This is a genomic window from Arthrobacter sp. lap29, from assembly GCF_032458965.1.
Classification (GTDB): domain Bacteria; phylum Actinomycetota; class Actinomycetes; order Actinomycetales; family Micrococcaceae; genus Specibacter; species Specibacter psychrochitiniphilus.
In genome coordinates, this window is record NZ_JAUCEK010000011.1 from 1 (window position 1) to 22,613 (window position 22,613).

Sequence of the window (22,613 nt, forward strand, 5' to 3'; positions counted from 1 at the left end):
GCTCGCAAGCTCGCCTCGGGTCCCTCGGAGCTGGGGGCCCACCCAACTCCTCCCAACGCTCGCCGTGCCCCTGCCTTGACGCAAATTCGTCAGGGCAGGGGCACAACTGTTTAAGCGTAGTTTCCCTTGTATCCATCTGGTGCTCACCGGATGTGTCAACACCATGCGTAACTTGGTCATTGCACCCGTGCGGAACCCCGCCATCAGGCGGGAGAGTTTGACCACGGGAAGACTAATGAGGGGAACGTGTATATGCGCATTTATGCCCACCGCGGGGTTTCAGCGCATCTGCCGGAGAACACGCTGGCGGCATTCTCTCGAGCCATTGACTTAGGTGTTGACGGCATTGAGCTTGACGTCCACCTCTCAGCAGAGAAAATCCCCATGGTGATCCACGATGAAACTGTGGACCGCACCACAAACGGCACCGGCAGAATCAGTGAATTCACGGCGGTCCAGCTTGGTTTGCTGGATGCTGGTCATGGACAGTTTGTGCCAACGCTGGACCAAGTGCTGGGCATGGCAGCTGGCAAGGTACGGGTCAACATCGAGCTTAAAGATGACACTTCCGTGGCCGCAGTGCTCGGCGTCATAGCCGAGCATCCTGGCCTTGACTGGTTTTGTTCATCAATGCAGTTCACCGCACTGACGCAAATGTGTGAGCTTGCCCCTGGCAGTGATTGCCAGCCAGCCACTTTTGGTTGGGAAATGAATGCTGACGGTGGGGGAGACCTCCAAGAATCCATAGACTTTGCACTTCTGCATAAAAGCACAGGGGTTTCGGTGTGGGAGGGGCTTCTGGACCACACCACCATAGACATGATCCACGCCAGCGGACTGAAAGTCTGGGCGTGGACGGTCAATGACACGGACAGGGCACACGAGCTGGCGAACATGGGTGTAGACGCCCTCTGCACCGATGATCCGGAACTGATTCGCACTGCGCTCTGCTCCGTTCCCACGCACGCCCGGCAGGTGGAATAGATGGCCGTTTTAGAAGCGGTTGCAGCCGACACGGCTAACCCAGTGGCCGCCGATGTCCGGCTTCCGGTTCCGGGGCGCAAAACCTTCTCCCCACGGGCGCGCCAAGAGGCTCTGGTGTTCCTCACCCTGGCACTGCCGAACCTGCTCCTGATTGCACTGTTCACCTACCGACCGCTACTGAGCAATATCTATTACTCCACGCTGGACTGGACACTGGGCTCTGTTGACGCCACGGTGGTTGGCTGGGGGAACTATGTGGAATTCTTCCACTCCGGTGATGCCGGTTCGGTACTTGGAACAACTGCGGTCTTCACCGTGGCCACCGTTGGGGGCGCCATGGTTCTGGGCCTGCTGGTGGCTGTTGCTCTGAATCAACAGATTCCAGGTCGCACACTAGCCAGGTCAGCGGTGTTTGCCCCTTATGTGCTGTCCGGAGTTGGCGTGGGCATGGTGTGGCTGTTTATCTTTGATCCCGTCTACGGGGTCCTCTCCTGGGTACTGAGAGGAGTGGGGCTGGCCAGCCCACAATGGATCAACGATCCCGCCCTGGCACTGGTGATGGTGATCCTTGTGTTCGTGTGGAAGAACCTGGGCTACTGCGCGATCGTCTACTTGGCTGGCTTGCAGTCACTGCCGCACGACGTCATGGAAGCCGCCACACTCGATGGTGCGGGTCCCCTGAGACGCTTCTACTTCGTGGTGCTGCCCTTGCTCTCGCCAACAACGTTCTTCCTGCTGATCACGAGCACACTCAGTTCCCTCCAGGCCTTCGACATCATCAAAATCATGACACCCACAGGAAATGGCACGGGAACGCTCATCTTTGAGGCGTACCTGCAGGCGTTTGGCGCCTACAACAGGGCAGGCTATTCAGCGGCCATCTCGGTAGTGCTGTTCGTGCTGTTGCTGATCATGACGGGATTGCAATTGCGGTTCGTCGAACGGAAGGTACATTACGCGTGAGCACCACAACCCTGCCCCATGCCTTCTCTAAAGCCAACCTGGCGCGGACCATCGCCACGGGCTACCTACCGCTGGTACTGGCCACGTTTGTGGTTGTGGCGCCCTTGCTCTGGATGGTTCTTTCTTCCTTGAAAGGTCCCGGCGAGATTGTCACCACGCAGCTTTCTGTGCTGCCACGGAATACCACGCTTGAGAACTACGCCCAGGCCGCCACGACCGTGCCTTTTGTGCGGTTCTTCATTAACAGTGTGGTTGTCACGGTGATCGGCTCAAGTATCAAGTGTGCTTTGGCAATCCTGACAGCCTACGCCTTGGTCTTTGTCCGTTTTCCCTTCAAGAGAGCAATCTTTCTGGCCATCTTGGTGGCACTGATGGTCCCGCCCCAAGTTTCTGTGCTGCCCAACTACATCTTCATCGCGGGCCTGGATGGCTTGAACACGTACTGGGGCATCATCCTGCCGGGACTAGGGACTGCCTTCGGCACCTTTCTCCTGCGCCAACATTTTCTCTCACTGCCGCCGTCCATTCTGGAAGCGAGCGAGATTGACGGAGCTGGACACCTGCGCAGGTTGTTTCAGATAGTGGTTCCAATTTCCGGGCCCAGCATCGCAACTGTGGCGCTGGTGACAATCGTGGGTGAGTGGAATGACTACATTTGGCCGCTCATCGTTACCGACAAACCGGAAATGATGACACTTCCTGTTGGCTTGACGCTGCTCGCCAATAGCGACTCCACAGCTCAAGCCTGGGGCGTGCTCATGGCCGGTGCCGTGATAGTCATTGTGCCCATTTTGCTCATCTTCGCTGCACTCCAGCGCTTCATCGTTGACGGACTGACCCAAGGTTCCGTCACCGGGTAAGAAAAAAGTTTCCCCTTCCACAAGTTGTTCAGGAAAGAAAGAGAAATTCACTATGTCACGGATCATTAATCGCAGAAATTTCCTCACCGTCACAGGGCTGGGTCTGGGCTCAGTTGCACTGGCCGCGTGTGGAGGACCTAGCACGGGCGGCAATGTACCGGCCGCCATGAATACTGACTGGGCCAAGGTGACACCGGCAGCCAAGATCACGTTCATGTCCAGCCACCCGGGGAAGTCAGCCGATATTGAAGCGGCACTGATCGCGGACTTTGAAGCGGCCAACCCCGGCATCAAAGTTGAGTTGATCACCGGAGGGGCCAACTACGAAGAGGTTGCACAGAAGTTCCAGACCTCCCAGGCCGGGAACAATGTGCCCGATGTTGTGGTGGCCTCAGATGTGTGGTGGTTCCGGTACGCCTTGGCAGAAACTGTCATGCCACTGGATGAGCTTCTGGCTTTGGTGGGGGACAAGAGTGCGGGGTTCAACGCGACGCTCTTTGGCGATTACAAGTACACGGACAAGCATTGGGCCGTCCCTTACGCTCGCTCCACACCCTTGTTCTACTACAACAAGGACCACTTCGCGGCGGCGGGACTGCCTGATAGGGCTCCTGCCACGTGGGAAGAATTTGCACTGTGGGCGCCAAAGATCCAGGCTGCCAATGCGGGCAACAAGGGCTACCAGCATGCCTACCAATATCCGGCACTAGCCGGATATGCGGGATGGACGTTGCAGAACGTACTGTGGGGCCAGGGCGGGGGATGGTCCAAGGAGTGGGAAATCACAGCGAATTCAGAGGCCTCCATCAAAGCCATGACCTGGGTACAGGAGAGCATCACCAAAGACAAGTGGGCAGGTGTCTCCTCAAAAGATGCCGTCTCAGACATGAGTGCCGGAGCTGTCAGTGCCACCGTGAGTTCCACAGGGGACTTGGTGGGAACACTCGAAGCCGCCAAAACAGCGAAAATGAACATTGGTGTTGGCTTCCTGCCAGGGGGCAGCGTCTCCGCCTCGCCAGTCTGCCCCACAGGCGGGGCAGGGCTGGTTATTGCGGCAAAGACGTCCCCCGAACGGCAGCTGGCGGCAGCAAAGTTTGTCTCCTTCATCACCAACGCGGCAAACACTGCACGGTTCTCCGCAGCAACAGGCTACATGCCGGTTCGCGATGATGCAGACATGACTGCCGTACTGGCCACCACTCCCCAAATACAGCTCGCACTTGACCAACTAAAGGTCACACGAAGCCAAGACTACGCCCGCGTATTCCTCCCCGGTGCGGACCTGGAAATGGCAAACGCAGCCGCGAAAATCATGAATGAGAAAGCCGATGTCGCCACAAGCCTGGGTGAACTTCAAGAAAAACTGGAGAGCATCTACACCAAGACTGTTCAGCCGAAGTTGAAGGACTGAGCCCTTCCGTGCCCGGCCCCGCGTACCCACTGTTGGAGAACAGTGGGTACGCGGGGCTGGGCGCTTTTTGTGGAGCATCAGGCTGCGGTGCACTGGTGGCAGATCCGGGTGCACGGCATAATCGTGGCAGGCAACCCGGCACAACAAAGGAGTCCAGCTGATGTCACAGGACAAGAAAAAGCCGTCACGGCAGAGCACCATCACTGATGTGCCAGGCATCAGGGTGGGGCAGGCCCAGCGGCGCACCGACGGCTGGTTGACGGGGGTGAGCGTAGTTTTACCACCCCCGGGCACCATCGGTTCGGTGGATGTCCGTGGCGGCGGCCCCGGCACCCACGAGACGGATGCGCTGGATCCCACCACCATGGTCGCTACGGTGGATGCGGTGGCGCTGACAGGTGGCAGCGCCTACGGACTCGCAGCCGCTGGGGGAGTGCAGCAGTGGTGTGAGGAAAATGGCAGGGGGTTCGCGGTACCAGGGGGAGTGGTGCCCATTGTCCCTGCCGCAGCCATCTTCGATCTGGGACGCGGAGGCGATTTTTCTGCCCGGCCCAACGCCGCCATGGGGTATGAGGCGGCACTGGACGCGGCAAGCTCAACGGAAGGGGCCGACGTCGTCCGCGGGAACGTGGGTGCCGGAACCGGGGCAGCCATTGGGGCAGGAAAATATAAGGGTGGGCTGGGCACAGCCGCCATCAGGCTGACGGGTGAGAATGCCCACATTGTGGTGGGTGCCCTTGCCGTGGTCAACGCCGCAGGCATCCCCTGGGTGCCGGGTGCACAAAGCGTGCCGGCGGAGGAGGGGCTGAATACCACGTTGGCAGTTGTTGCCACCAACGCCACTCTCACGGCGGCGCAGGCCAAACGCACTGCCACCGCAGCCCACGCCGGCATGGCCCGGGCGCTGAATCCCGTGCACACGCTGGCTGACGGCGACACCATCTTCACGCTGGCAACCTGTGCGGATGTTTTAGCGCCGCATCCGGCATTCCCCCTTGCACCGCTCATTGAACTCCAAAGTGCCGCGGCTGAGGCCGTGCGCCTGGCCATTTTGGATGGTGTGGCCCAAGCCGAGGCCGTTCAAACCCCGTGGGGGATCCTGCCACGGTTCCCTGACGGGACGCCACAGGGCTCAATTTAACTTAATTGGCACTATGCACTAGAGTAGGTTGTTGGTTGTCTGTGCCTGCTCTATTGTGGGGCGCCCAGCAAACGCAGGTGTTATGCCAAAGCGTCGCTGAGTAATTGCAGGCAAACAATAAATCAGTAGCAAATCGAACGCCGGACTGACTCAGTTCCTTCCAGGAGCTGCACAAGCCGGCGCAACAAAGTTAGCGGAGGATATGGCCAAGAAAGACGGGGTCATTGAGATCGAGGGCGTTGTGACGGAAGCGCTGCCCAACGCGATGTTTCGTGTTGAGCTGACGAACAAGCACATCGTTCTTGCCCATATCTCAGGGAAAATGCGCCAGCACTACATTCGTATCCTTCCTGAGGACCGAGTTGTGGTGGAGCTTAGCCCATACGACCTTACCCGTGGTCGTATCGTCTACCGCTACAAGTAACCACAACTGCAATCACGCAAAGGAACGCCATGAAGGTTAAGCCGAGCGTCAAGCAGATCTGCGATAAGTGCAAGGTGATTCGCCGTAACGGTCGAGTCATGGTGATCTGCGAGAACCCGCGCCACAAGCAGCGCCAGGGCTAATTTCCCTTCTGGGAAATCCCGGGCTTTTGCTCACGCAAGTAAATTAATAAGGCAGCACAAGTTGGGCGAAGGCGAATTTTTTCGCAACCGTACAACGGACCCCTGGTCGGAGGCCAGGGCCGCATTCACAAAATGTGCGGGTGTACTGTCTACGACCTCCGGTTTACACATTGGAGCAGCCAAATATGGCACGTCTCGCTGGCGTAGACCTTCCCCGCGAAAAGCGGCTGGAAGTAGCGCTTACATACATCTACGGCGTGGGCAAGACCCGTGCAAAGAAAGTCCTGGCCGAAACGGGGATCTCCCCGGACGTCCGTGTCAAGGACCTTTCTGACGCTGAACTCGTTCAGTTGCGTGACAACATCGAGGGTAACTACAAGGTTGAGGGTGACCTTCGCCGCGAAGTAGCAGCTGATATCCGCCGCAAGGTTGAAATCGGCAGCTACCAGGGTATCCGCCACCGTCGTGGCATGCCCGTGCATGGCCAGCGCACGAAGACCAACGCACGTACCCGCAAGGGTCCGAAGCGTACCGTCGCAGGCAAGAAGAAGGCCGGCAGGTAGATCCCGCTAGCCGGTTGGGAAGTCTACTTGCGTAGCCTTCACAAAAACTGGCAAGCGTGGGCCCATGCCCGTGCCGCCCCCTTATTAAACTTTCGTAGGAGAATAAAATGCCCCCAAAGACTCGTGGAGCGGTTCGTAAGCCGCGTCGCAAGGATAAAAAGAATATTGCGCTGGGCCAGGCGCACATCAAGAGCACCTTTAACAACACCATCGTTTCCATCACGGATCCGAACGGTGCGGTCATCTCATGGGCTTCTGCCGGTGAAGTTGGCTTCAAGGGCTCGCGTAAGTCAACTCCGTACGCTGCACAGATGGCTGCTGAAGCAGCTGCCAAGCGCGCACAGGAGCATGGTCTTCGCAAGGTTGACGTTTTCGTAAAGGGTCCGGGTTCGGGCCGCGAAACGGCTATCCGTTCACTGCAGGCTGCTGGCCTCGAAGTTGGCTCCATCTCGGATGTCACGCCCAGCGCCCATAACGGCTGCCGTCCGCCCAAGCGCCGTCGCGTCTAGCAGTTCTTGAGCAGCAGAGTTGGCCTTCACCTCATGGTGGAGGCCAACTTCGCCGCCATTAAGTTCTGTCAGCCGTCATTTCCACTACCTGTGTTGCGTCATATAGCGGATGCTCGCTGAAAGGAAAACCCAGTGCTCATTGCACAGCGCCCCACCCTATCTGAAGAAGTAGTTTCCGAGAATCGCTCACGGTTCATTATTGAACCGCTGGAGCCCGGCTTCGGTTACACCCTGGGAAATTCACTGCGACGGACCCTGCTGTCCTCCATCCCTGGCGCTGCTGTCACCAGCATCCGCCTCGATGGTGTTCTGCATGAGTTCACCACGGTTCCCGGTGTTAAGGAAGATGTCACTGAGATCATCCTGAACATCAAGGGACTCTCCGTGTCTTCGGAGCATGACGAGCCTGTCGTCGCCTACCTGCGCAAGCAGGGCCCTGGCGTTGTTACGGCTGCTGACATTGCCCCGCCGGCCGGTGTGGAATTCCACAACCCCGACATGCACATTGCCACCCTGAACTCGAAGGGTAAGTTCGAGCTCGAACTGACCATCGAGCGCGGTCGCGGCTATGTTTCGGCTGCCCAGAACAAGAACGTAGATGCCGAGATTGGCCGAATCCCGGTTGACTCGATTTACTCACCCGTTCTGAAGGTGACCTTCCGCGTGGAGGCCACCCGTGTTGAACAGCGCACTGACTTTGACAAGCTGATTGTTGACGTAGAGACCAAGCAGGCCATCTCCCCGCGAGATGCCATTGCCTCTGCCGGCACCACGCTGGTTGAACTCTTTGGTTTGGCCCGCGAGCTGAACACTGCTGCTGAAGGTATTGAGATTGGCCCGTCCCCGACGGATGCCGCTCTTGCCGCAGACATGGCCCTGCCGATCGAGGACTTGGACCTGACGGTTCGTTCCTACAACTGCCTCAAGCGTGAGGGCATCCACTCCGTGGGTGAACTCGTTGCTCGCTCAGAGGCTGACCTGATGGATATTCGTAACTTCGGTGCGAAGTCCATCGACGAGGTAAAGGCAAAGCTGGTTGAGCTTGGTCTGTCCCTGAAGGATTCCCCTCCAGGATTTGACCTGGCCGCCCGTGCCGCAGCCCTTGATGAGAACGACGACGCATTTGGCGACGACGAGCTCTAAGCCGAACAACAATTTTTATTAGCCGTCCCGGTGCACACAGCTGATGTGCGCACCTGGCGGCTGACACTTGAGGAGAAACACCATGCCTACACCCGCTAAGGGTCCCCGCCTCGGAGGCGGAGCGGCTCACGAGCGCCTGATGCTCGCGAACCTATCCGCTGCTCTGTTTGAGCACAAGCGGATCACCACCACCTTGACCAAGGCCAAGCGCCTGAGCCCCTACGCAGAGCGACTGGTAACTTTCGCAAAGCGTGGCGACTTGTCATCACGGCGCCGCGTTCTCGGCCTGATCAGCAACAAGGGCATTGTCCATGAGCTGTTCACCGACATCGCCAAGGCTGTAGAAAACCGCGATGGCGGCTACACCCGCATCACCAAGATCGGCAACCGTAAGGGCGACAACGCTCCCATGGCTGTCATCGAGCTCGTTCTGGAACCGGTTAGCCCCAAGCAGGCCGTTGTGAAGGAAGCTACCGCTGCTGCCGCCAAGGCCGCCCCGGTTGAAGAAGCTCAGGTTGAAGAAGTTGTAGAGACCGAAGTTGTAGCTGAAGAAGCTGCAGTAGAGGTTGAAGAAGCAGCTGCGCAAGAGACCAAGTAATTCATAAGCGAAAGCTTTTGTTTTAGTAGCAAGGACCCGTCACCTTCAAGGTGGCGGGTCCTTGCCGCATTTAACGGTCTGGGACTACGCTGTTCTGTGTGCCTCGCCTGGGCAGCCGTATTGTGGCCCGTGCGGTGCCCCAGACTGGTTACTGAGGTTGCGGATCCAATTCGGTGACGCCATGGCTGGCCGGTAGAATTCAGGCATGCAAAACCACCATCCTTCTCCCGAAGAACTAGGCCTTGTCCGTGTACGTCTGGACATTGCGTACGACGGCGGTCCCTTCAGCGGGTGGGCCATTCAGCCGGGGCTGCAGACACTGCAGGGAACCCTGGAGGAGGCCCTGGCGCTGATCATGCGCCGACTCGTGCGCCTCACAGTGGCAGGACGTACGGACACAGGTGTTCACGCCCGCGGGCAGGTGGCCCATTGCGACTTCACCCAGGCGGAATGGGATGGGCTGAACCGAGACAATACCGTCGAACCGTGCCTGGCCCTGCTCCGTCGCATCAACGGGGCGCTGGGGTGGGTCCTGAAGGACTCCCAGGGGGCCATTCAGATCCAGAGGGTGCAACGGGCCGGCCATGGTTTTGACGCGCGGTTCTCGGCCCTGTGGAGGCGCTACAGCTATAGGATTGCCGACGCTTCAACCAAGCGGGATCCGTTACTGCGCACGCAGACCCTGTGGTTCAACCAGGACCTTGACGCCGATCTGATGGATGCCGGGGCCGCCGAGCTTCTGGGGCTGGGAGATTTCAAGGCCTTTGCCAAACCGCGCGAGGGTTCCACCACAGTGCGGACCCTGCAGCGCTTCGATTTCACCCGTGGGGATGACGGTGTGATTAACCTCAACATCCAGGCCGATGCGTTTTGCCACAACATGGTGCGTGCATTGACAGGTGCGGCGCTGCGGGTCGGGCAGGGCATGGAGGGTCCGCATTGGATGCGGGAGAGACAGTTGGCGGGCGTCAGGGACGCCAAATCCGTGCTGGCAAGCGCCCACCCGCTAATTTTCGAGGAAGTACGGTACCCGGACGCGGCTGAACTTCATGAACGCGCCACCTTAACCCGGACGCGACGGGCACCCGTAACAGCCTTTGGTACCCCGCTTTGACCTTGGCCTATTATTAAAGGTATCGTGGATAGTCGTTGTGCGTGTCCTATCCCGATACCACGCGCCCGTTACAGGTCCGGTTGCAGGACTACCACTGAATGGGCGTCATCGGGAAGTGTCAGGATGACTGGTGTTAGAGCCCTCACCTCTGTTCCGGTAAACGCATAGATAGCAGGTGTCAACCATCTGTGACACCACCTAAGAACAAGAAACGAAGGCAAAAACCGTGCGTACGTATACCCCGAAGCCCGGCGATATCAACCGTCAGTGGCACATCATCGATGCCAATGACGTTGTCTTGGGCCGTCTTGCCAGCCAGACCGCAACACTGCTGCGTGGAAAGCACAAGCCGACCTTCGCTCCCCATATGGACATGGGCGATTTCGTCATCATCATCAACGCCGAGAAGGTTGCCCTGACCGGCGCCAAACTCGAACAGAAGCGCGCTTACCGCCACTCCGGTTTCCCGGGCGGCCTGTCAAGCGTCAACTATGCAGAACTGCTGGAGAAGAACCCGGTTCGCGCAGTGGAGAAGGCCATCGCTGGCATGCTCCCCAAGACCAAGCTGGGCAACGCTCAGATCAGCAAGCTGAAGGTCTACCGCGGCTCCGAGCACCCCCACGCAGCGCAGCAGCCCCAGACTTTCGAAATTACCCAGGTCGCCCAGTAGTCCTGGCCACCGCCTCAATCATTAATCAAGGAGAATCGTGGCTCAGAACACTGAAGAGCTGAACACCGAAGCCGTTGTGGCCGAGGAAGAAGTTTTGACTAGCTACACGAGCGAAAGCTCAGCTGCATCTGATGCAGCACCCAAGAAGGAACGCCCGGCACTGACCGTATCAGGCGCTGCTGTTGGCCGTCGCAAGCAGGCAATTGCCCGCGTTCGCGTGGTTCCCGGCACCGGCAAGTGGGTTGTTAACGGCCGCGAGCTGTCCAACTACTTCCCGAACAAGCTGCACCAGCAAGAAGTTAACGACCCGTTCCGCATCCTCGATCTCGATGGTGCTTACGACGTCTGGGCCCGTATCCACGGTGGCGGTGCATCAGGCCAGGCCGGTGCTTTGCGTCTGGGCGTTGCTCGTTCCTTGAACGAGATCGACGTTGAGAACAACCGCGCGATCCTGAAGAAGGCAGGCTTCCTTACCCGTGACGCACGCGTCATCGAGCGTAAGAAGGCTGGTCTGAAGAAGGCTCGTAAGGCTTCGCAGTACTCCAAGCGCTAATCTCAGCGCTCCCAGAAAATCCCCGGTCGCTTCGCGACCGGGGATTTTTTGGTACCCTGCGCTGATATTAGCGCTTGGCTCCACAAGCGCTAATTTCTGTGCTTCCATAAAATGCCCGGCCGCTTTGTAGCGGGGCATTTTTGCGTGCTGGCATGAACCGTTGCCATCGGCATGCCCTTATCCAATGGAACACTGTGAGCGGGCGCATGGGTGGGGTGCGGTGGTTTTCTCAGTTCCATGATTTAGACTGAAGAAGATGTCAAGATTATTTGGAACAGACGGTGTCCGCGGTTTGGCCAATGGCCTACTGACGGCTGAATTGGCCTTATCCCTCGCACAAGCCGCAGCTGTTGTGCTCGGTCATGAGCAGATGAGCGAGGGCAAGCGCCCCCGAGCGGTGCTTGCCCGTGATCCCAGAGCCAGCGGTGAGTTCATTGGTGCTGCCGTGGTGGCTGGGCTGGCAAGTGCCGGCGTGGACGTCTATGACGCAGGTGTACTGCCTACTCCCGCGGCGGCGTTTCTGATTGCCGACCTCGGCGCAGACTTTGGCGTGATGATCTCCGCCTCCCACAACCCGGCGCCAGATAATGGCATTAAGTTCTTTGCGCGGGGTGGCACAAAGCTCGCTGACGATGTTGAAGACGCCATTGAGTCTCAGCTCCAGCACGATGCTGTGCGGCCCATAGGTGTTGACGTGGGGCGTATTCAACGCTTTGCTGATGCCGAGGATCGCTACATTGTTCACTTGCTGGGCACACTGCCAAACCGTTTGGACGGGCTGAAGATTGTCCTTGACTGTGCCCATGGCGCAGCCAGCGGATGCTCCCCCCAGGTCTTCACGGACGCGGGTGCGCAGATTACTGTCATTGGTGCCGAACCTGACGGGCTGAACATCAACGAAGGTGTTGGGTCCACGCACTTGGAACTGCTGCAGGAAACCGTTCTGGCAACTGGTTCTGACTTGGGGATCGCTCATGACGGCGATGCTGATCGTTGCCTGGCAGTGGACCACGAGGGCAACGTCATAGATGGCGACCAGATCATGGCTGTCCTCGCCCTGGCTCAAAAGGCTTCTGGAGAGCTCAAAGATGATGTCCTTGTGGCCACCATTATGAGCAATCTGGGCTTGAAGATTGCCTTGCGTAATGCTGGCATCACGGTCCGTGAAACCGGTGTGGGGGATCGCTATGTGCTCGAAGAGATGCGGCGGGGCAGCTACACCCTCGGCGGCGAGCAGTCCGGGCACGTGATCTTCTCCAAGTACGCCACCACAGGAGACGGGTTGTTGACCGGGCTGCAGCTCGCGGCTCAGGTGGCCAAAACAGGCAAGAGCCTGAAGGAATTGGCTGCTGTCATGACCAAGCTCCCGCAAATCATGATCAACGTCAAGAACGTGGACAAGAACCGGGCTTCCTCCACTCCTGCCATCAATGCCGCGGTGGCCAAAGCCGAAAGCGAACTCGGCGATACCGGGCGCGTCCTGTTACGCCCCTCGGGCACCGAAGCGCTGGTGCGTGTCATGGTTGAAGCCGGAGACATTGAAACGGCAGAACGTATTTGTAACGATTTGGTGAGCGTAGTCAAAGCAGAGCTTTCGCTCTAAGAATCCTGTTTCTAGGGTGTCTGGGGTGCCTTCAGGGGCAAGGTAAAGCGTCACAGACAAGATAAAGGGCGGCAACCGTGGGGTTGCCGCCCTTTATTGTTGGGGGAATGCTAGCTCGGGTTAATTAGTGCTGCCCGCCGCTGGGCGTGGCCTTGAGAGCATCGCGGATTTCGGTGAGCAGAGCGAGTTGCGGATCAACCTCGGCCTCCGGTTCCTTGATGCCGAGCTTGGCGTTGCGCTTGGCGATGATGTGGTTCATGGGGATAACCACGGCGAAGTAAATAGCCGCGGCAACTAACAAGAAGTTAACCACTGCGGTAAGGAATACTCCGAAGAGGATATCAACGCCGCCAATGGTGACAACGGCGAAACTATCGAAGTTTGGTGACTGGAATATTGCGGCGATAAGCGGCATCAGGATGTTCTTTACGAGGGAGTTTATGACTGCCCCGAAAGCTGCACCGATGACGACAGCGACGGCAAGGTCAACGACATTGCCCTTCATAATGAAATCTCTGAATCCCTTTAGCATGCCCTTAAGCTACCGCATTAGCGGGCATTCTGTATGGATTCGGCGAGAAATATATTTGTAGCGCTATTTGTAGCCGGGTGAGCCGGGAAGCCCAAGATATTCCTCATAGCTTGCGATGCCCCGAACCTTCATGTCTTGGGCAGCTCCAACGCCGAGGTAGCGCAGATGCCATGGTTCAGCCAAGTAGCCAGTCTTCAGTTCCGCGCCGGGGACATAGCGGACCACGAAGCCATGGTCATGAGCGTGCGCGGCAACCCACTGCGCTGCTGGATTTCCAGCGAAACATGAGGTGAAATCACATGCTGACCCTGCAGCGGCGTCGCCTATGTCAATGGCCAACCCGGTTTGGTGCTCGGAGAAGCCGGGGCGGGCCGAGGTGGTATCAGCAGCTGCGGCTCCTTTTTGGGCCACATAGCTGTTGTAGAGGTTGAACTGTGTGTCATAGGAGCGGTAGCTGCTCATCAGGGTCAAGTTCACGCCTTGAGCGGCTGCTGCGGTGAACATCCGTTCTGCAGCAGTGGCGGCCTCCGCCCGGAGTGCGCCGGGCTCTTGTGAGCCTGTGGTTACGGCCGGGGCTCTCAGATCTTTTGGTGCATACTTCAGCGGGCTGAGCTGGTGCGTTTTATTGACGAGCACCAAAGAACTGTTGGGATTGAATATATCCAACAGTTTCTTATCTGATGGAACCTCAGATCCGGTGGCGAACAACTTTTGGATGGGCGAGCCTGATGCTGCGCCTTTGACAAGAGTCTGCGCTGGGGTAGTAGCTGGGGCTATGGGGGACGCGGAGCTTCCTGATGCGGATAGCGGTTTCTGCTTTGCCGATGGAGCAGGATCATGGGTGGGAGTGGCCGAAGCTGTGGGTGAGGAAAGCACCTGTGAGGCGTCCGTGCCCGAATGTGCGGATGCTGGAGCGGCGCCGGAGGGCCCGGCTGAGTCTGTGGAGGCGTCCAGGGCCAGCGCACCGACCAGGACCAGGGTGGCCCCAACCAGGGAGAGGAGCACGCCACCAGGGCGCGGCCAGGACAATTCACGGTGCAGACGCGCACCTAGAGTTTGCCGAGGGTGCCGTGTCTGGTGGAATCCCACAACCGGCACTAGACCTTCCTCAAAAGCATGCGGCGGATGGAGTGATCGGCGTCCTTGGTGAGTACTAACTGGGCGCGGCCGCGTGTGGGCAGCACATTCTGCAGTAGGTTGGGTTCGTTGATGCTCTTCCAGATGCGCGATGCCGTGGCTGTTGCCTCAACATCGGAAAGGGCTGCATAGCGGCGGAAGTAGGAATCAGGATCGGCGAATGCGCCGCTGCGCAGGGAACGGAAACGGTCAATGTACCACTGCTCAATGTGGCTGGTCTTGGCGTCCACATAGATCGAAAAGTCGAAAAAATCGCTTACGGCCAGACCGGAGCGTCCATCGCTGCGGGGGCGGGCAGCGGCGAGCACATTTAGCCCTTCCACAATGAGCACATCAGGGCGCCGGACCACTACTTCTTTGCCGGGGATAATGTCATAGCTGAGGTGGGAGTACATGGGAGCGCGGACTTCCTCGGCGCCGCTCTTGACGGCGCTGACGAATCGCAGCAGTGCCCGGCGGTCATAGGACTCAGGGAAGCCTTTGCGGCCCATGAGCCCGCGGCGTTCCAATTCGGAGTTGGGATAGAGGAAGCCGTCTGTTGTGACAAGTTCCACATTGGGGGTATCCGGCCAGCGGCGCAGCATTTCACGAAGTACCCGTGCCGTGGTGGATTTGCCCACAGCCACGGAGCCGGCCACACCAATGACAAAGGGGGTACGGGAGCCGTGTTCACCCAGGAATGTGGTGGTGGCGTTGTGCAAGTGACCTGCAGCGCCCACGTAGAGGTTCAACAGGCGCGAGAGCGGCAAATACACATCGTGGATCTCGCGCAGGTTTAGCTGGTCGCCGAGCCCACGCAGGCGCTGGATGTCGGATTCATCCAGAGGTTGCTCAATCTTGTTGGCAAGACGGGACCACGTCTGGCGGTCCAGTTCCACGAAAGGGGAGGCGCTGACGCTATTGCTCGGCTCGGTTCTCTGCGCTGTCACACCTGCAATTCTGCCTTGTTTGCTGTGAGGTGGGAAACGAGAGTGGTAGAACACTTCTGGGTTGGTGATGGTTTTTCATGTCACTTATGCCAGAGGACGTAGAACGTCCTCTAAATTCCGAGGGGTTTATGATTGATTTTCATGTGTGGAATTGTGGGATACGCCGGTACCGCCCCGGCTCAAAGTACTGCAGCATCAGCTGGGCAACGCGCTCTTGAGGTAATTGTGGAGGGACTACGGCGGCTTGAATACCGGGGTTACGACTCCGCTGGTATTGCGGTGGTTGGCGCTGATGGCATCGCCATGCGCAAGAAGAGCGGAAAACTTGTCAAACTCTTGGAAGAGCTGGCACTGCACCCGCTCCCCGCCGCAACGGCCGGGATCGGGCATACCCGCTGGGCTACACACGGCGGTCCCACAGATGCCAATGCCCATCCCCATGTGGTTGGCGGGGGCAGCTTGGCCGTGGTGCACAACGGGATTATTGAAAACTACTCAGGACTCAAAGCTGACTTACTGGAACGCGGGCACAGTTTCGCTTCCGAGACCGACAGTGAAGTTGCCGCCACCTTGCTGGGCGAAATCTACGCCAGCCTGGGCACGGATGGTGGTGATGCGGATGGCGCCGCGGATGGTCCAGTGGCCGGCGGTGGCAGGCTCGCCTCGGCCATGCGGCTTGTGGGGCAGCAACTCGACGGCGCGTTCACCTTGGTGGCCACGCATGTGGCGGAACCTGGCGTAGTGGTGGCCGCCCGCCGCAACTCTCCTTTGGTAGTGGGGTTGGGTGATGGGGAGAACTTCCTGGGCTCGGACGTTTCGGGATTCATTGACTACACCCGGCGGGCTGTTGAGCTGGGACAAAACCAGGTTGTCAGCATCACCGGCACGTCCGTGGAGATCACTGATTTTTACGGTACCCCGGCGCAGGGCCGTGAATACTTGGTGGACTGGGATTCGGCGGCTGCTGAAAAGGGCGGGTATCCCTCCTTTATGGAGAAGGAAATCAATGACCAGCCCGACGCCGTCGCCCAAACCCTGCTGGGCCGGACCAACGGCGAGGGTGTCCTAACGCTCGATGAATTGCGGGTTGACCCGTCAGTTCTCAAGTCCATCAACCGAATCATTGTGCTTGCTTGCGGCACCTCCGCCTATGCCGGACAGGTAGCCCGGTACGCTATTGAGCACTGGTGCAGGATCCCCACCGAGGTGGAGCTCTCTCACGAATTCAGGTACCGGGATCCCATTGTGGATGAACGCACCCTTGTGGTCTCTATTTCCCAATCCGGGGAAACCATGGACACCTTGATGGCTGTTCGCTATGCCAAGGAGCAAGGCGCCGTTACGGTCTCGATCTGTAACACCAATGGTTCCACGATTCCCCGCGAATCAGACGCGGTGCTATACACGCATGCGGGGCCTGAGATTGCCGTGGCCTCCACCAAGGCGTTCCTGGCCCAAATTACGGCCACCTATCTGCTGGGACTTTATTTGGCGCAGCTGCGCGGAAACTTGTTCCAAGGCCAGATCAAGGACATTCTGGCCGAACTGGCCAAGACCCCCGCAAAGATAGCGCGCGTCCTGGAGAGCGCAGAGCAGGTCAAGGAACTTGCCCGCAGCATGGCCGAGACCCGCACCGTGCTCTTCCTGGGCAGGCACGTGGGCTATCCGGTAGCCATGGAAGGGGCCTTAAAGCTCAAGGAACTGGCCTACATCCATGCTGAAGGTTTTGCCGCGGGGGAGTTGAAGCACGGGCCCATCGCACTCATTGAAGAAGGCCAGCCCGTCATTGTGGTGGTTCCTTCGCCGCGGGGGCGCGATTCGCTCCACGCCAAAGTGGTCTCCAACATCCAAGAGGTACGGGCGCGCGGCGCCAAGACCATTGTGATCGCCGAAGAAGGCGATGAATCCGTGCGGGAGCACGCAGAGCATGTGTTCTACATTCCCGAGACCAGCACGCTCCTAGCCCCTCTTCTGGCAACGGTACCGCTGCAGATCTTTGCACTGGAACTGGCCACGGCCAAGGGCTATGACGTGGATCAGCCCCGCAACCTGGCCAAGTCCGTCACCGTGGAATAAGTCGTCCGGCTGCTCGCCGCGGCCCACAAGCTGCGGCGAGATTACTGGCCGCGGCAGCTACTGGAGATAAGGTGGAGCCATGATTATTGGCATTGGTGTGGATGTTGTTGACATTGAACGATTCGGCCGCCAGCTGGAGCGGACTCCCGGGCTCCGAGAGCGCCTCTTTGTGCCGGCCGAGCGCGGGCTGAACACGCGTTCGCTGGCTGCGCGGTTTGCCGCCAAGGAGTCTGTTGCCAAGGCCTTGGGCGCGCCCGCGGGCATGAATTGGCAGGATTGCTGGATTGGGTTGGATGAGCACGGGCCCACCATCAATGTCAAGGGCACCGTGGCTGCCGTGGCCAAATCCAAGGGCATCAAGCACTGGCACCTTTCCATGAGCCACGACGGCGGGATTTCCACTGCCCTGGTGATTGCCGAAAGCTGACATGCTCAGCGCCCATACAGCCGCCTCCGTCCGCGCCGCCGAGCAGCCGTTTCTAGAGGCAGGGTGCGGAGCTTCGCTGATGCGCCAGGCAGCGTATGGGCTGGCCATGGGCGTGGTGGCAATGCTGCGGGCACGCGGACGCGGTGTTTATGGGGCCCGGGCCGTATTGCTGATTGGCTCGGGTAACAATGGCGGCGACGCCCTCTACGCGGGTGCCTTGCTGGCGGCCCGCGGTGTTCGCACGGCGGCGTTGCTCGCCGGTGCGCGGACCCATCCGGAGGCACTGGCTGCTTTTCTCGGCGCAGGAGGACGTTGTATTGCGGAAGTGGACGCGGCCCAACCGGCACTGTGGGCCGAAGTCAGTGCGGCCGATGTGGTGGTTGACGGGTTGCTGGGCACCGGTGGGAGAGGTGGGCTCCGTGGTGCAGCAGCCGGGATTGTGGCAAGGCTGCAAGAGTTGGAAGGCTCCGCCCGGCCTGCAGTGGTGGCCTGCGATCTGCCCAGCGGCGTGGACGCCACCACAGGGGCCGTTCATGGGCCCGTGCTGCGGGCGGACCTGACCATTACTTTTGGCGCCCACAAGGCCGGGCTGCTAAGTGCCCCGGGTGAACAATTCGCCGGCACCGTAAAGCTCATTGACCTAGGGATCACGGAGGCGCTGGCAGACGCGGCACTGTTCCGGCTAGAGATTTCAGAGCTGGCCGCCATGCTGCCACAGCCCAAGAGTGCCGATCACAAATACACCCGAGGTGTGGCCGGGATTGTGGCCGGATCAAGCCAATATCCCGGGGCCGGATTGCTGGCGGTGGCGGCTGCTTCGGCCTGTGGGCCCGGCATGGTGCGTTATCTGGGACCGGCCGCGGTTGCCGCTGCCGTCCATCTGCGTAATCCCGAAGTGGTATGTTCGGATGCTTCGCCGGGGGAAGCACGGGTGCAGGCCTGGCTGGTGGGGCCAGGGATCAACGGCGATGACGCACAGCGTGAGCGGGCGCTCAGCGCCATCGCCTCGGGGCTGCCCACTGTGGTGGACGCCGGTGCGCTGGCGCTGGTGAACCCCGCGCAGGGAACTGAGAACGCGCACTTAATACTCACCCCGCATGCGGGTGAACTGGCAGAAATCCTGGCCCGGGCCAATCTGGACCTGGACCGCACCCAGATAGAGGCGGAGCCGCTCACTGCGGCACGCCGGGCAGCTGAAGTGTTCGGCGCTGTGGTCTTGTTGAAAGGGCCTACCACGCTCATCGCAGCGCCTGACGGTGTGGTGTTCACTGCGGCCAACGGTTCGGCCCGGCTTGCCACGGCCGGTAGCGGAGACACCCTTGCCGGGATCATCGTGGCCCTGCTGGCCATGCTGGTTCCGGCCCCCGCTATTCGAACCCTGGACATTCCGGCCCCAGAAGGCCCGCGCAGTGCGGCTGAGCCCCGTGAACTTGCCCGTATTGCGGCGCTCGCAGCCGCGCTTCACGGTGAGCTGGCAAGCATGAACCCTACCGCTCCGCTCAATGCCGGAGAGCTGGCGCAGCGAATCCCTACAGTTTGGGCGCAGTTGTGCCATAAAGGCTCTTAGTTGACCCCCACGTTTCGAAGGAGAACCATGGAAATTTGGCCGGGCCGGGCACACCCGTTGGGCGCCCATGCGGACGCGGAAGGCACAAACTTTTCCTTGTTCAGCGAGGGTGCGCAGGCGGTGACGCTGTGCTTATTCAACTCGGACGGCGCGCAGACCACGCTGGAGCTGACGGAAACAGACGGGTACGTGTGGCATGGCTACGTGCCCGGCGTGGTCTCCGGCCAGCACTATGGATACCGTGTTGACGGACCCTGGGACCCGGCCAACGGCTTGCGTTTCAATGCCGCCAAGCTCCTACTGGACCCCTACGCCCGGGGGATCGCCGGCGGCCTTGATTGGGGTCAAGAAGTCTTCGGCTATCAACTCGGGGAACCGCAAAAACGTAACGATGAGGATTCGGCAGCCCACTCGTTATGCAGTGTGGTGGTGGATGACGCCTTTGACTGGAGCTACCCGGACGGCAGCACTGATAGGAGCCCAGGAACCCCGTACCACGAGACGGTCATTTACGAGGCCCACGTCAAGGGACTCACCGCGCTGCACTCCGATGTTCCTGAGCACCAGCGCGGACGCTACGCGGGGGTGGCTCACCCCTCCGTGGTGGCCCACCTGAAAAAGGTGGGTGTGAGCGCCGTCGAACTCATGCCGGTGCACCAATTTGTGCAGGATGAGCGGCTGCTGGGCCAAGGTTTGCGCAACTATTGGGGCTACAACACGATTGGTTTCTTCGCCCCGCACAACGAATACGCCACCAGTGCCGACCCGTGCGAACAAGTGCGCGAGTTCAAGTCCATGGTCAAGGAACTGCACCGCAACGGCCTGGAAGTCATCCTCGATGTTGTGTACAACCACACTGCGGAGGGTAACCATCTGGGCCCCACATTGTCCTTCCGTGGCATTGACAATGATGCTTACTACCGGCTGATGGAAGGGGACAAGGAGCATTACCTGGACTACACGGGCACGGGAAATTCGCTCAATGTCCGCTCTCCCCACTCACTCCAACTCATCATGGATTCGTTGCGGTATTGGGTTACCGAAATGCATGTTGACGGGTTCCGTTTTGACCTTGCCGCCACCTTGGCCCGGGAATTTTATGATGTAGACAAACTCTCCTCATTCTTTGAGATGGTCCAGCAGGATCCTGTCATTTCGCGTGTGAAACTCATTGCTGAGCCGTGGGATCTTGGCCCCGGCGGGTACCAGGTGGGCAACTTCCCGCCACAATGGAGTGAGTGGAACGGCAAATTCCGGGATACGGTCCGGGACTTTTGGCGCGGCGAGCCATCAACTCTGGGCGAGTTTGCGTCCCGGCTGACGGGCTCCTCAGATCTGTATGGACATTCCGGGCGCAGCCCCGTGGCCTCCATCAACTTCGTCACGGCCCATGACGGCTTCACCCTGGCCGATCTGGTCAGCTACAACGACAAACACAACGACGCCAACGGAGAAGAGAACCGTGACGGCGAATCCCATAACCGTTCCTAGAACCACGGGGTGGAGGGCCCCACCAGCGATCCCGCCGTGCTGGCGCTCCGGGCACGGACACAGAGGAACTTTCTGACCACGTTGCTGCTCTCCCAAGGCGTGCCCATGATCGCGCACGGCGATGAGCTGGGCCGGACCCAGAACGGGAACAACAACGCCTACGCCCAGGACTCGGCGCTTTCTTGGATCAATTGGGACCAGGCCGATGCCGAGTTGATTGACTTTGTCTCCCGGCTGGCAAGGATACGGCAAGCGCACCCCGTGTTCCGGCGTCGCCGGTTCTTTGATGGGCGCCCTGTGGAACGGGGAGACGACGGCGCACTGCCGGACATTGTGTGGTTGCGCCCCGACGCAGCAGCCATGGCGCCTGCGGATTGGGACAGCGGATTCGGCCACAGCATTGGGGTTTTCCTCAACGGTGGCGGTATCCCGGACTGCGATGCCCGGGGCCAACCCGTAGTTGATGACTGTTTCTTGATGCTGTTCAACGGCGGTGATGACGCGGTGGAGTTCACCCTCCCGGATCAGGGCTACGCCATGCACTGGATAGTGGAAATCCATACGGATGGGGTGGTGGGGCACCAACTTTCGGCGGGCGCCGTCGTTCTTGTCACCGGTCGCTCGGTGCTGGTACTGCGCGCCCCGGATCGGGACTAGATGCAGATCACATCCAAGGCGTGGCAAGATTGCTGGTATGACTTATCACGCCGAGGAAAACCGTTATGAATCCATGCCCTACCGCCGAGTTGGGCTCAGTGGCCTGAAATTGCCCGCCATCTCCTTGGGCCTGTGGCACAATTTTGGCGACGACAAGCCGTTCCAGGAGCAGCGCGATATCCTGCGCCGCGCCTTTGACCTGGGTGTCAACCACTTTGACCTGGCCAACAACTATGGTCCGCCAGCGGGCAGTGCCGAGACGAACTTTGGCCGCCACCTGAAGGAGGGCCTGGGCGCGTACCGCGACGAATTGGTCATCTCCACCAAGGCCGGCTATCTCATGTGGCCGGGCCCGTACGGGGAATGGGGCTCACGCAAGTCCCTGCTCTCCAGCCTGGATCAGTCGCTCTCGCGGATGGGCCTTGACTACGTGGACATCTTCTACAGCCACCGCCCCGACCCGGACACCCCCATGGAAGAAACCATGGGCGCCCTTGATTACGCCGTGCGTTCGGGCAAGGCACTGTATGCAGGCATTTCGTCTTACACCCCGGCGCAGACTCTCGAAGCTGCCCGGATCCTGAAGGAAATGGGCACCCCGCTGCTCATTCACCAGCCCTCCTACTCGATGCTGAACCGTTGGACGGAGAACGGCGAGCCGAACCTCTATGAAGCGCTCGAGTCCGTGGGGGCCGGCTCCATTGCCTTCTCGCCTCTGGCCCAGGGCATGTTGACGGATAGGTACCTCCTGGGTGTGCCGGCAGATTCACGCGCCGCCAAGGAGCACTTCCTCTCTCACAATGACCTGACGGAAGAAAAAATGGCCAGAGTGCGCGGACTCAATGATATTGCTGCCGGGCGGGATCAGTCGCTGGCGCAGATGGCCATTGCCTGGATTCTGCGCGAACAAAGCAAGGGCAGTTCGGTCACCTCGGCGCTGGTGGGCGCTTCCAGTGTCAAGCAGTTGGAAAACACCGTTGCCGCCGTTGACAACCTTGACTTCACTGACGAGGAGCTGGCAGCGATCGATGAGTTCGCCGTCGAATCTGATATCAACAGGTGGGCGCAGAAGTAGCAAAATCAGCACGCTTTCCTGGCGAAGGCATGCTTGTGTGACA

The 22,613-nt window shown here is 59.5% G+C and carries 22 protein-coding genes and 1 pseudogene; 20 read left to right on the forward strand and 3 right to left on the reverse strand.

Annotated features, from left to right (window positions below):
* Positions 1 to 252: 252 nt before the first annotated feature.
* The 15 genes from RY113_RS16335 to glmM all read left to right on the forward strand — a co-directional run bounded on the left by RY113_RS16335 (position 253) and on the right by glmM (position 12,679).
* Positions 253 to 984 carry a glycerophosphodiester phosphodiesterase family protein gene (locus RY113_RS16335; RefSeq protein WP_315915519.1) on the forward strand — a complete coding sequence of 244 codons (732 nt, stop codon included), beginning with the start codon at positions 253 to 255 and terminating at the stop codon, positions 982 to 984.
* On the forward strand, positions 985 to 1,947 hold the full coding sequence (locus RY113_RS16340; RefSeq protein ID WP_179442477.1) for a carbohydrate ABC transporter permease: 963 nt from the start codon (positions 985 to 987) through the stop codon (positions 1,945 to 1,947). It abuts the gene before it with no gap.
* On the forward strand, positions 1,944 to 2,807 hold the full coding sequence (locus RY113_RS16345) for a carbohydrate ABC transporter permease (RefSeq protein ID WP_245932095.1): 864 nt from the start codon (positions 1,944 to 1,946) through the stop codon (positions 2,805 to 2,807). Before RY113_RS16340 ends, RY113_RS16345 begins: the two co-directional genes overlap by 4 nt.
* Positions 2,808 to 2,859: 52 nt before the next feature.
* On the forward strand, positions 2,860 to 4,218 hold the full coding sequence (locus tag RY113_RS16350) for an ABC transporter substrate-binding protein (protein ID WP_315915431.1): 1,359 nt from the start codon (positions 2,860 to 2,862) through the stop codon (positions 4,216 to 4,218).
* 160 nt (positions 4,219 to 4,378) lie between these two features.
* Positions 4,379 to 5,359, forward strand: a complete 981-nt coding sequence (locus RY113_RS16355) for a P1 family peptidase (protein ID WP_315915433.1) — start codon at positions 4,379 to 4,381, stop codon at positions 5,357 to 5,359.
* Between the two features lie 202 nt (positions 5,360 to 5,561).
* Positions 5,562 to 5,783: a translation initiation factor IF-1 gene (infA, locus tag RY113_RS16360; RefSeq protein ID WP_009358723.1), complete on the forward strand. Its 222-nt coding sequence runs from the start codon at positions 5,562 to 5,564 to the stop codon at positions 5,781 to 5,783.
* Between the two features lie 29 nt (positions 5,784 to 5,812).
* On the forward strand, positions 5,813 to 5,926 hold the full coding sequence (rpmJ, locus tag RY113_RS16365; RefSeq protein WP_011775570.1) for a 50S ribosomal protein L36: 114 nt from the start codon (positions 5,813 to 5,815) through the stop codon (positions 5,924 to 5,926).
* A gap of 185 nt (positions 5,927 to 6,111) precedes the next feature.
* Positions 6,112 to 6,489 carry a 30S ribosomal protein S13 gene (gene rpsM, locus RY113_RS16370; RefSeq protein ID WP_103464846.1) on the forward strand — a complete coding sequence of 126 codons (378 nt, stop codon included), beginning with the start codon at positions 6,112 to 6,114 and terminating at the stop codon, positions 6,487 to 6,489.
* A 107-nt stretch (positions 6,490 to 6,596) separates the two neighbouring features.
* Entirely contained in the window at positions 6,597 to 6,998 is a 402-nt protein-coding gene (rpsK, locus tag RY113_RS16375; protein ID WP_038464649.1) for a 30S ribosomal protein S11, read from the forward strand.
* A 132-nt stretch (positions 6,999 to 7,130) separates the two neighbouring features.
* On the forward strand, positions 7,131 to 8,141 hold the full coding sequence (locus RY113_RS16380; RefSeq protein ID WP_110105577.1) for a DNA-directed RNA polymerase subunit alpha: 1,011 nt from the start codon (positions 7,131 to 7,133) through the stop codon (positions 8,139 to 8,141).
* A gap of 82 nt (positions 8,142 to 8,223) precedes the next feature.
* A complete protein-coding gene (rplQ, locus tag RY113_RS16385) occupies positions 8,224 to 8,739 on the forward strand; it encodes a 50S ribosomal protein L17 (protein ID WP_110105578.1) in 516 nt (171 codons plus the stop codon).
* Between the two features lie 205 nt (positions 8,740 to 8,944).
* Positions 8,945 to 9,853, forward strand: coding sequence for a tRNA pseudouridine(38-40) synthase TruA (locus tag RY113_RS16390; RefSeq protein WP_110105579.1), 909 nt, complete (start codon positions 8,945 to 8,947; stop codon positions 9,851 to 9,853).
* Between the two features lie 226 nt (positions 9,854 to 10,079).
* On the forward strand, positions 10,080 to 10,523 hold the full coding sequence (gene rplM, locus RY113_RS16395; protein WP_110105580.1) for a 50S ribosomal protein L13: 444 nt from the start codon (positions 10,080 to 10,082) through the stop codon (positions 10,521 to 10,523).
* 37 nt (positions 10,524 to 10,560) lie between these two features.
* The gene (gene rpsI / locus RY113_RS16400) at positions 10,561 to 11,076 is read left to right on the forward strand and encodes a 30S ribosomal protein S9 (protein WP_110105581.1); all 516 of its coding nucleotides are present in this window, start codon (positions 10,561 to 10,563) and stop codon (positions 11,074 to 11,076) included.
* A gap of 256 nt (positions 11,077 to 11,332) precedes the next feature.
* On the forward strand, positions 11,333 to 12,679 hold the full coding sequence (gene glmM, locus RY113_RS16405) for a phosphoglucosamine mutase (protein ID WP_110105582.1): 1,347 nt from the start codon (positions 11,333 to 11,335) through the stop codon (positions 12,677 to 12,679).
* A gap of 124 nt (positions 12,680 to 12,803) precedes the next feature.
* On the opposite strand, the gene mscL is transcribed toward glmM, so the two are convergent.
* The 3 genes from mscL to coaA all read right to left on the reverse strand — a co-directional run bounded on the left by mscL (position 12,804) and on the right by coaA (position 15,277).
* Positions 12,804 to 13,211, reverse strand: a complete 408-nt coding sequence (mscL, locus tag RY113_RS16410) for a large conductance mechanosensitive channel protein MscL (protein WP_110105583.1) — start codon at positions 13,209 to 13,211, stop codon at positions 12,804 to 12,806.
* 63 nt (positions 13,212 to 13,274) lie between these two features.
* Positions 13,275 to 14,309, reverse strand: a complete 1,035-nt coding sequence (locus tag RY113_RS16415; RefSeq protein WP_315915454.1) for a D-alanyl-D-alanine carboxypeptidase family protein — start codon at positions 14,307 to 14,309, stop codon at positions 13,275 to 13,277.
* Positions 14,309 to 15,277, reverse strand: coding sequence for a type I pantothenate kinase (gene coaA / locus RY113_RS16420; protein ID WP_315915455.1), 969 nt, complete (start codon positions 15,275 to 15,277; stop codon positions 14,309 to 14,311). Before coaA ends, RY113_RS16415 begins: the two co-directional genes overlap by 1 nt.
* Before the next feature lie 141 nt (positions 15,278 to 15,418).
* Between coaA and glmS the strand changes: the two genes are divergently transcribed.
* The 5 genes and pseudogenes from glmS to mgrA all read left to right on the forward strand — a co-directional run bounded on the left by glmS (position 15,419) and on the right by mgrA (position 22,570).
* On the forward strand, positions 15,419 to 17,353 hold the full coding sequence (gene glmS, locus RY113_RS16425; protein ID WP_315915456.1) for a glutamine--fructose-6-phosphate transaminase (isomerizing): 1,935 nt from the start codon (positions 15,419 to 15,421) through the stop codon (positions 17,351 to 17,353).
* A gap of 79 nt (positions 17,354 to 17,432) precedes the next feature.
* Positions 17,433 to 17,780, forward strand: coding sequence for a holo-ACP synthase (locus RY113_RS16430; protein WP_110105586.1), 348 nt, complete (start codon positions 17,433 to 17,435; stop codon positions 17,778 to 17,780).
* A 1-nt stretch (position 17,781) separates the two neighbouring features.
* Entirely contained in the window at positions 17,782 to 19,347 is a 1,566-nt protein-coding gene (locus RY113_RS16435) for an NAD(P)H-hydrate dehydratase (protein ID WP_315915457.1), read from the forward strand.
* 27 nt (positions 19,348 to 19,374) lie between these two features.
* Positions 19,375 to 21,495: pseudogene (gene glgX, locus RY113_RS16440) on the forward strand (glycogen debranching protein GlgX).
* Positions 21,496 to 21,532: 37 nt separating this feature from the next.
* Complete coding sequence (gene mgrA, locus RY113_RS16445; RefSeq protein WP_315915458.1) at positions 21,533 to 22,570, forward strand: L-glyceraldehyde 3-phosphate reductase; 1,038 nt, start codon at positions 21,533 to 21,535, stop codon at positions 22,568 to 22,570.
* The last annotated feature ends 43 nt before the right edge of the window (positions 22,571 to 22,613 follow it).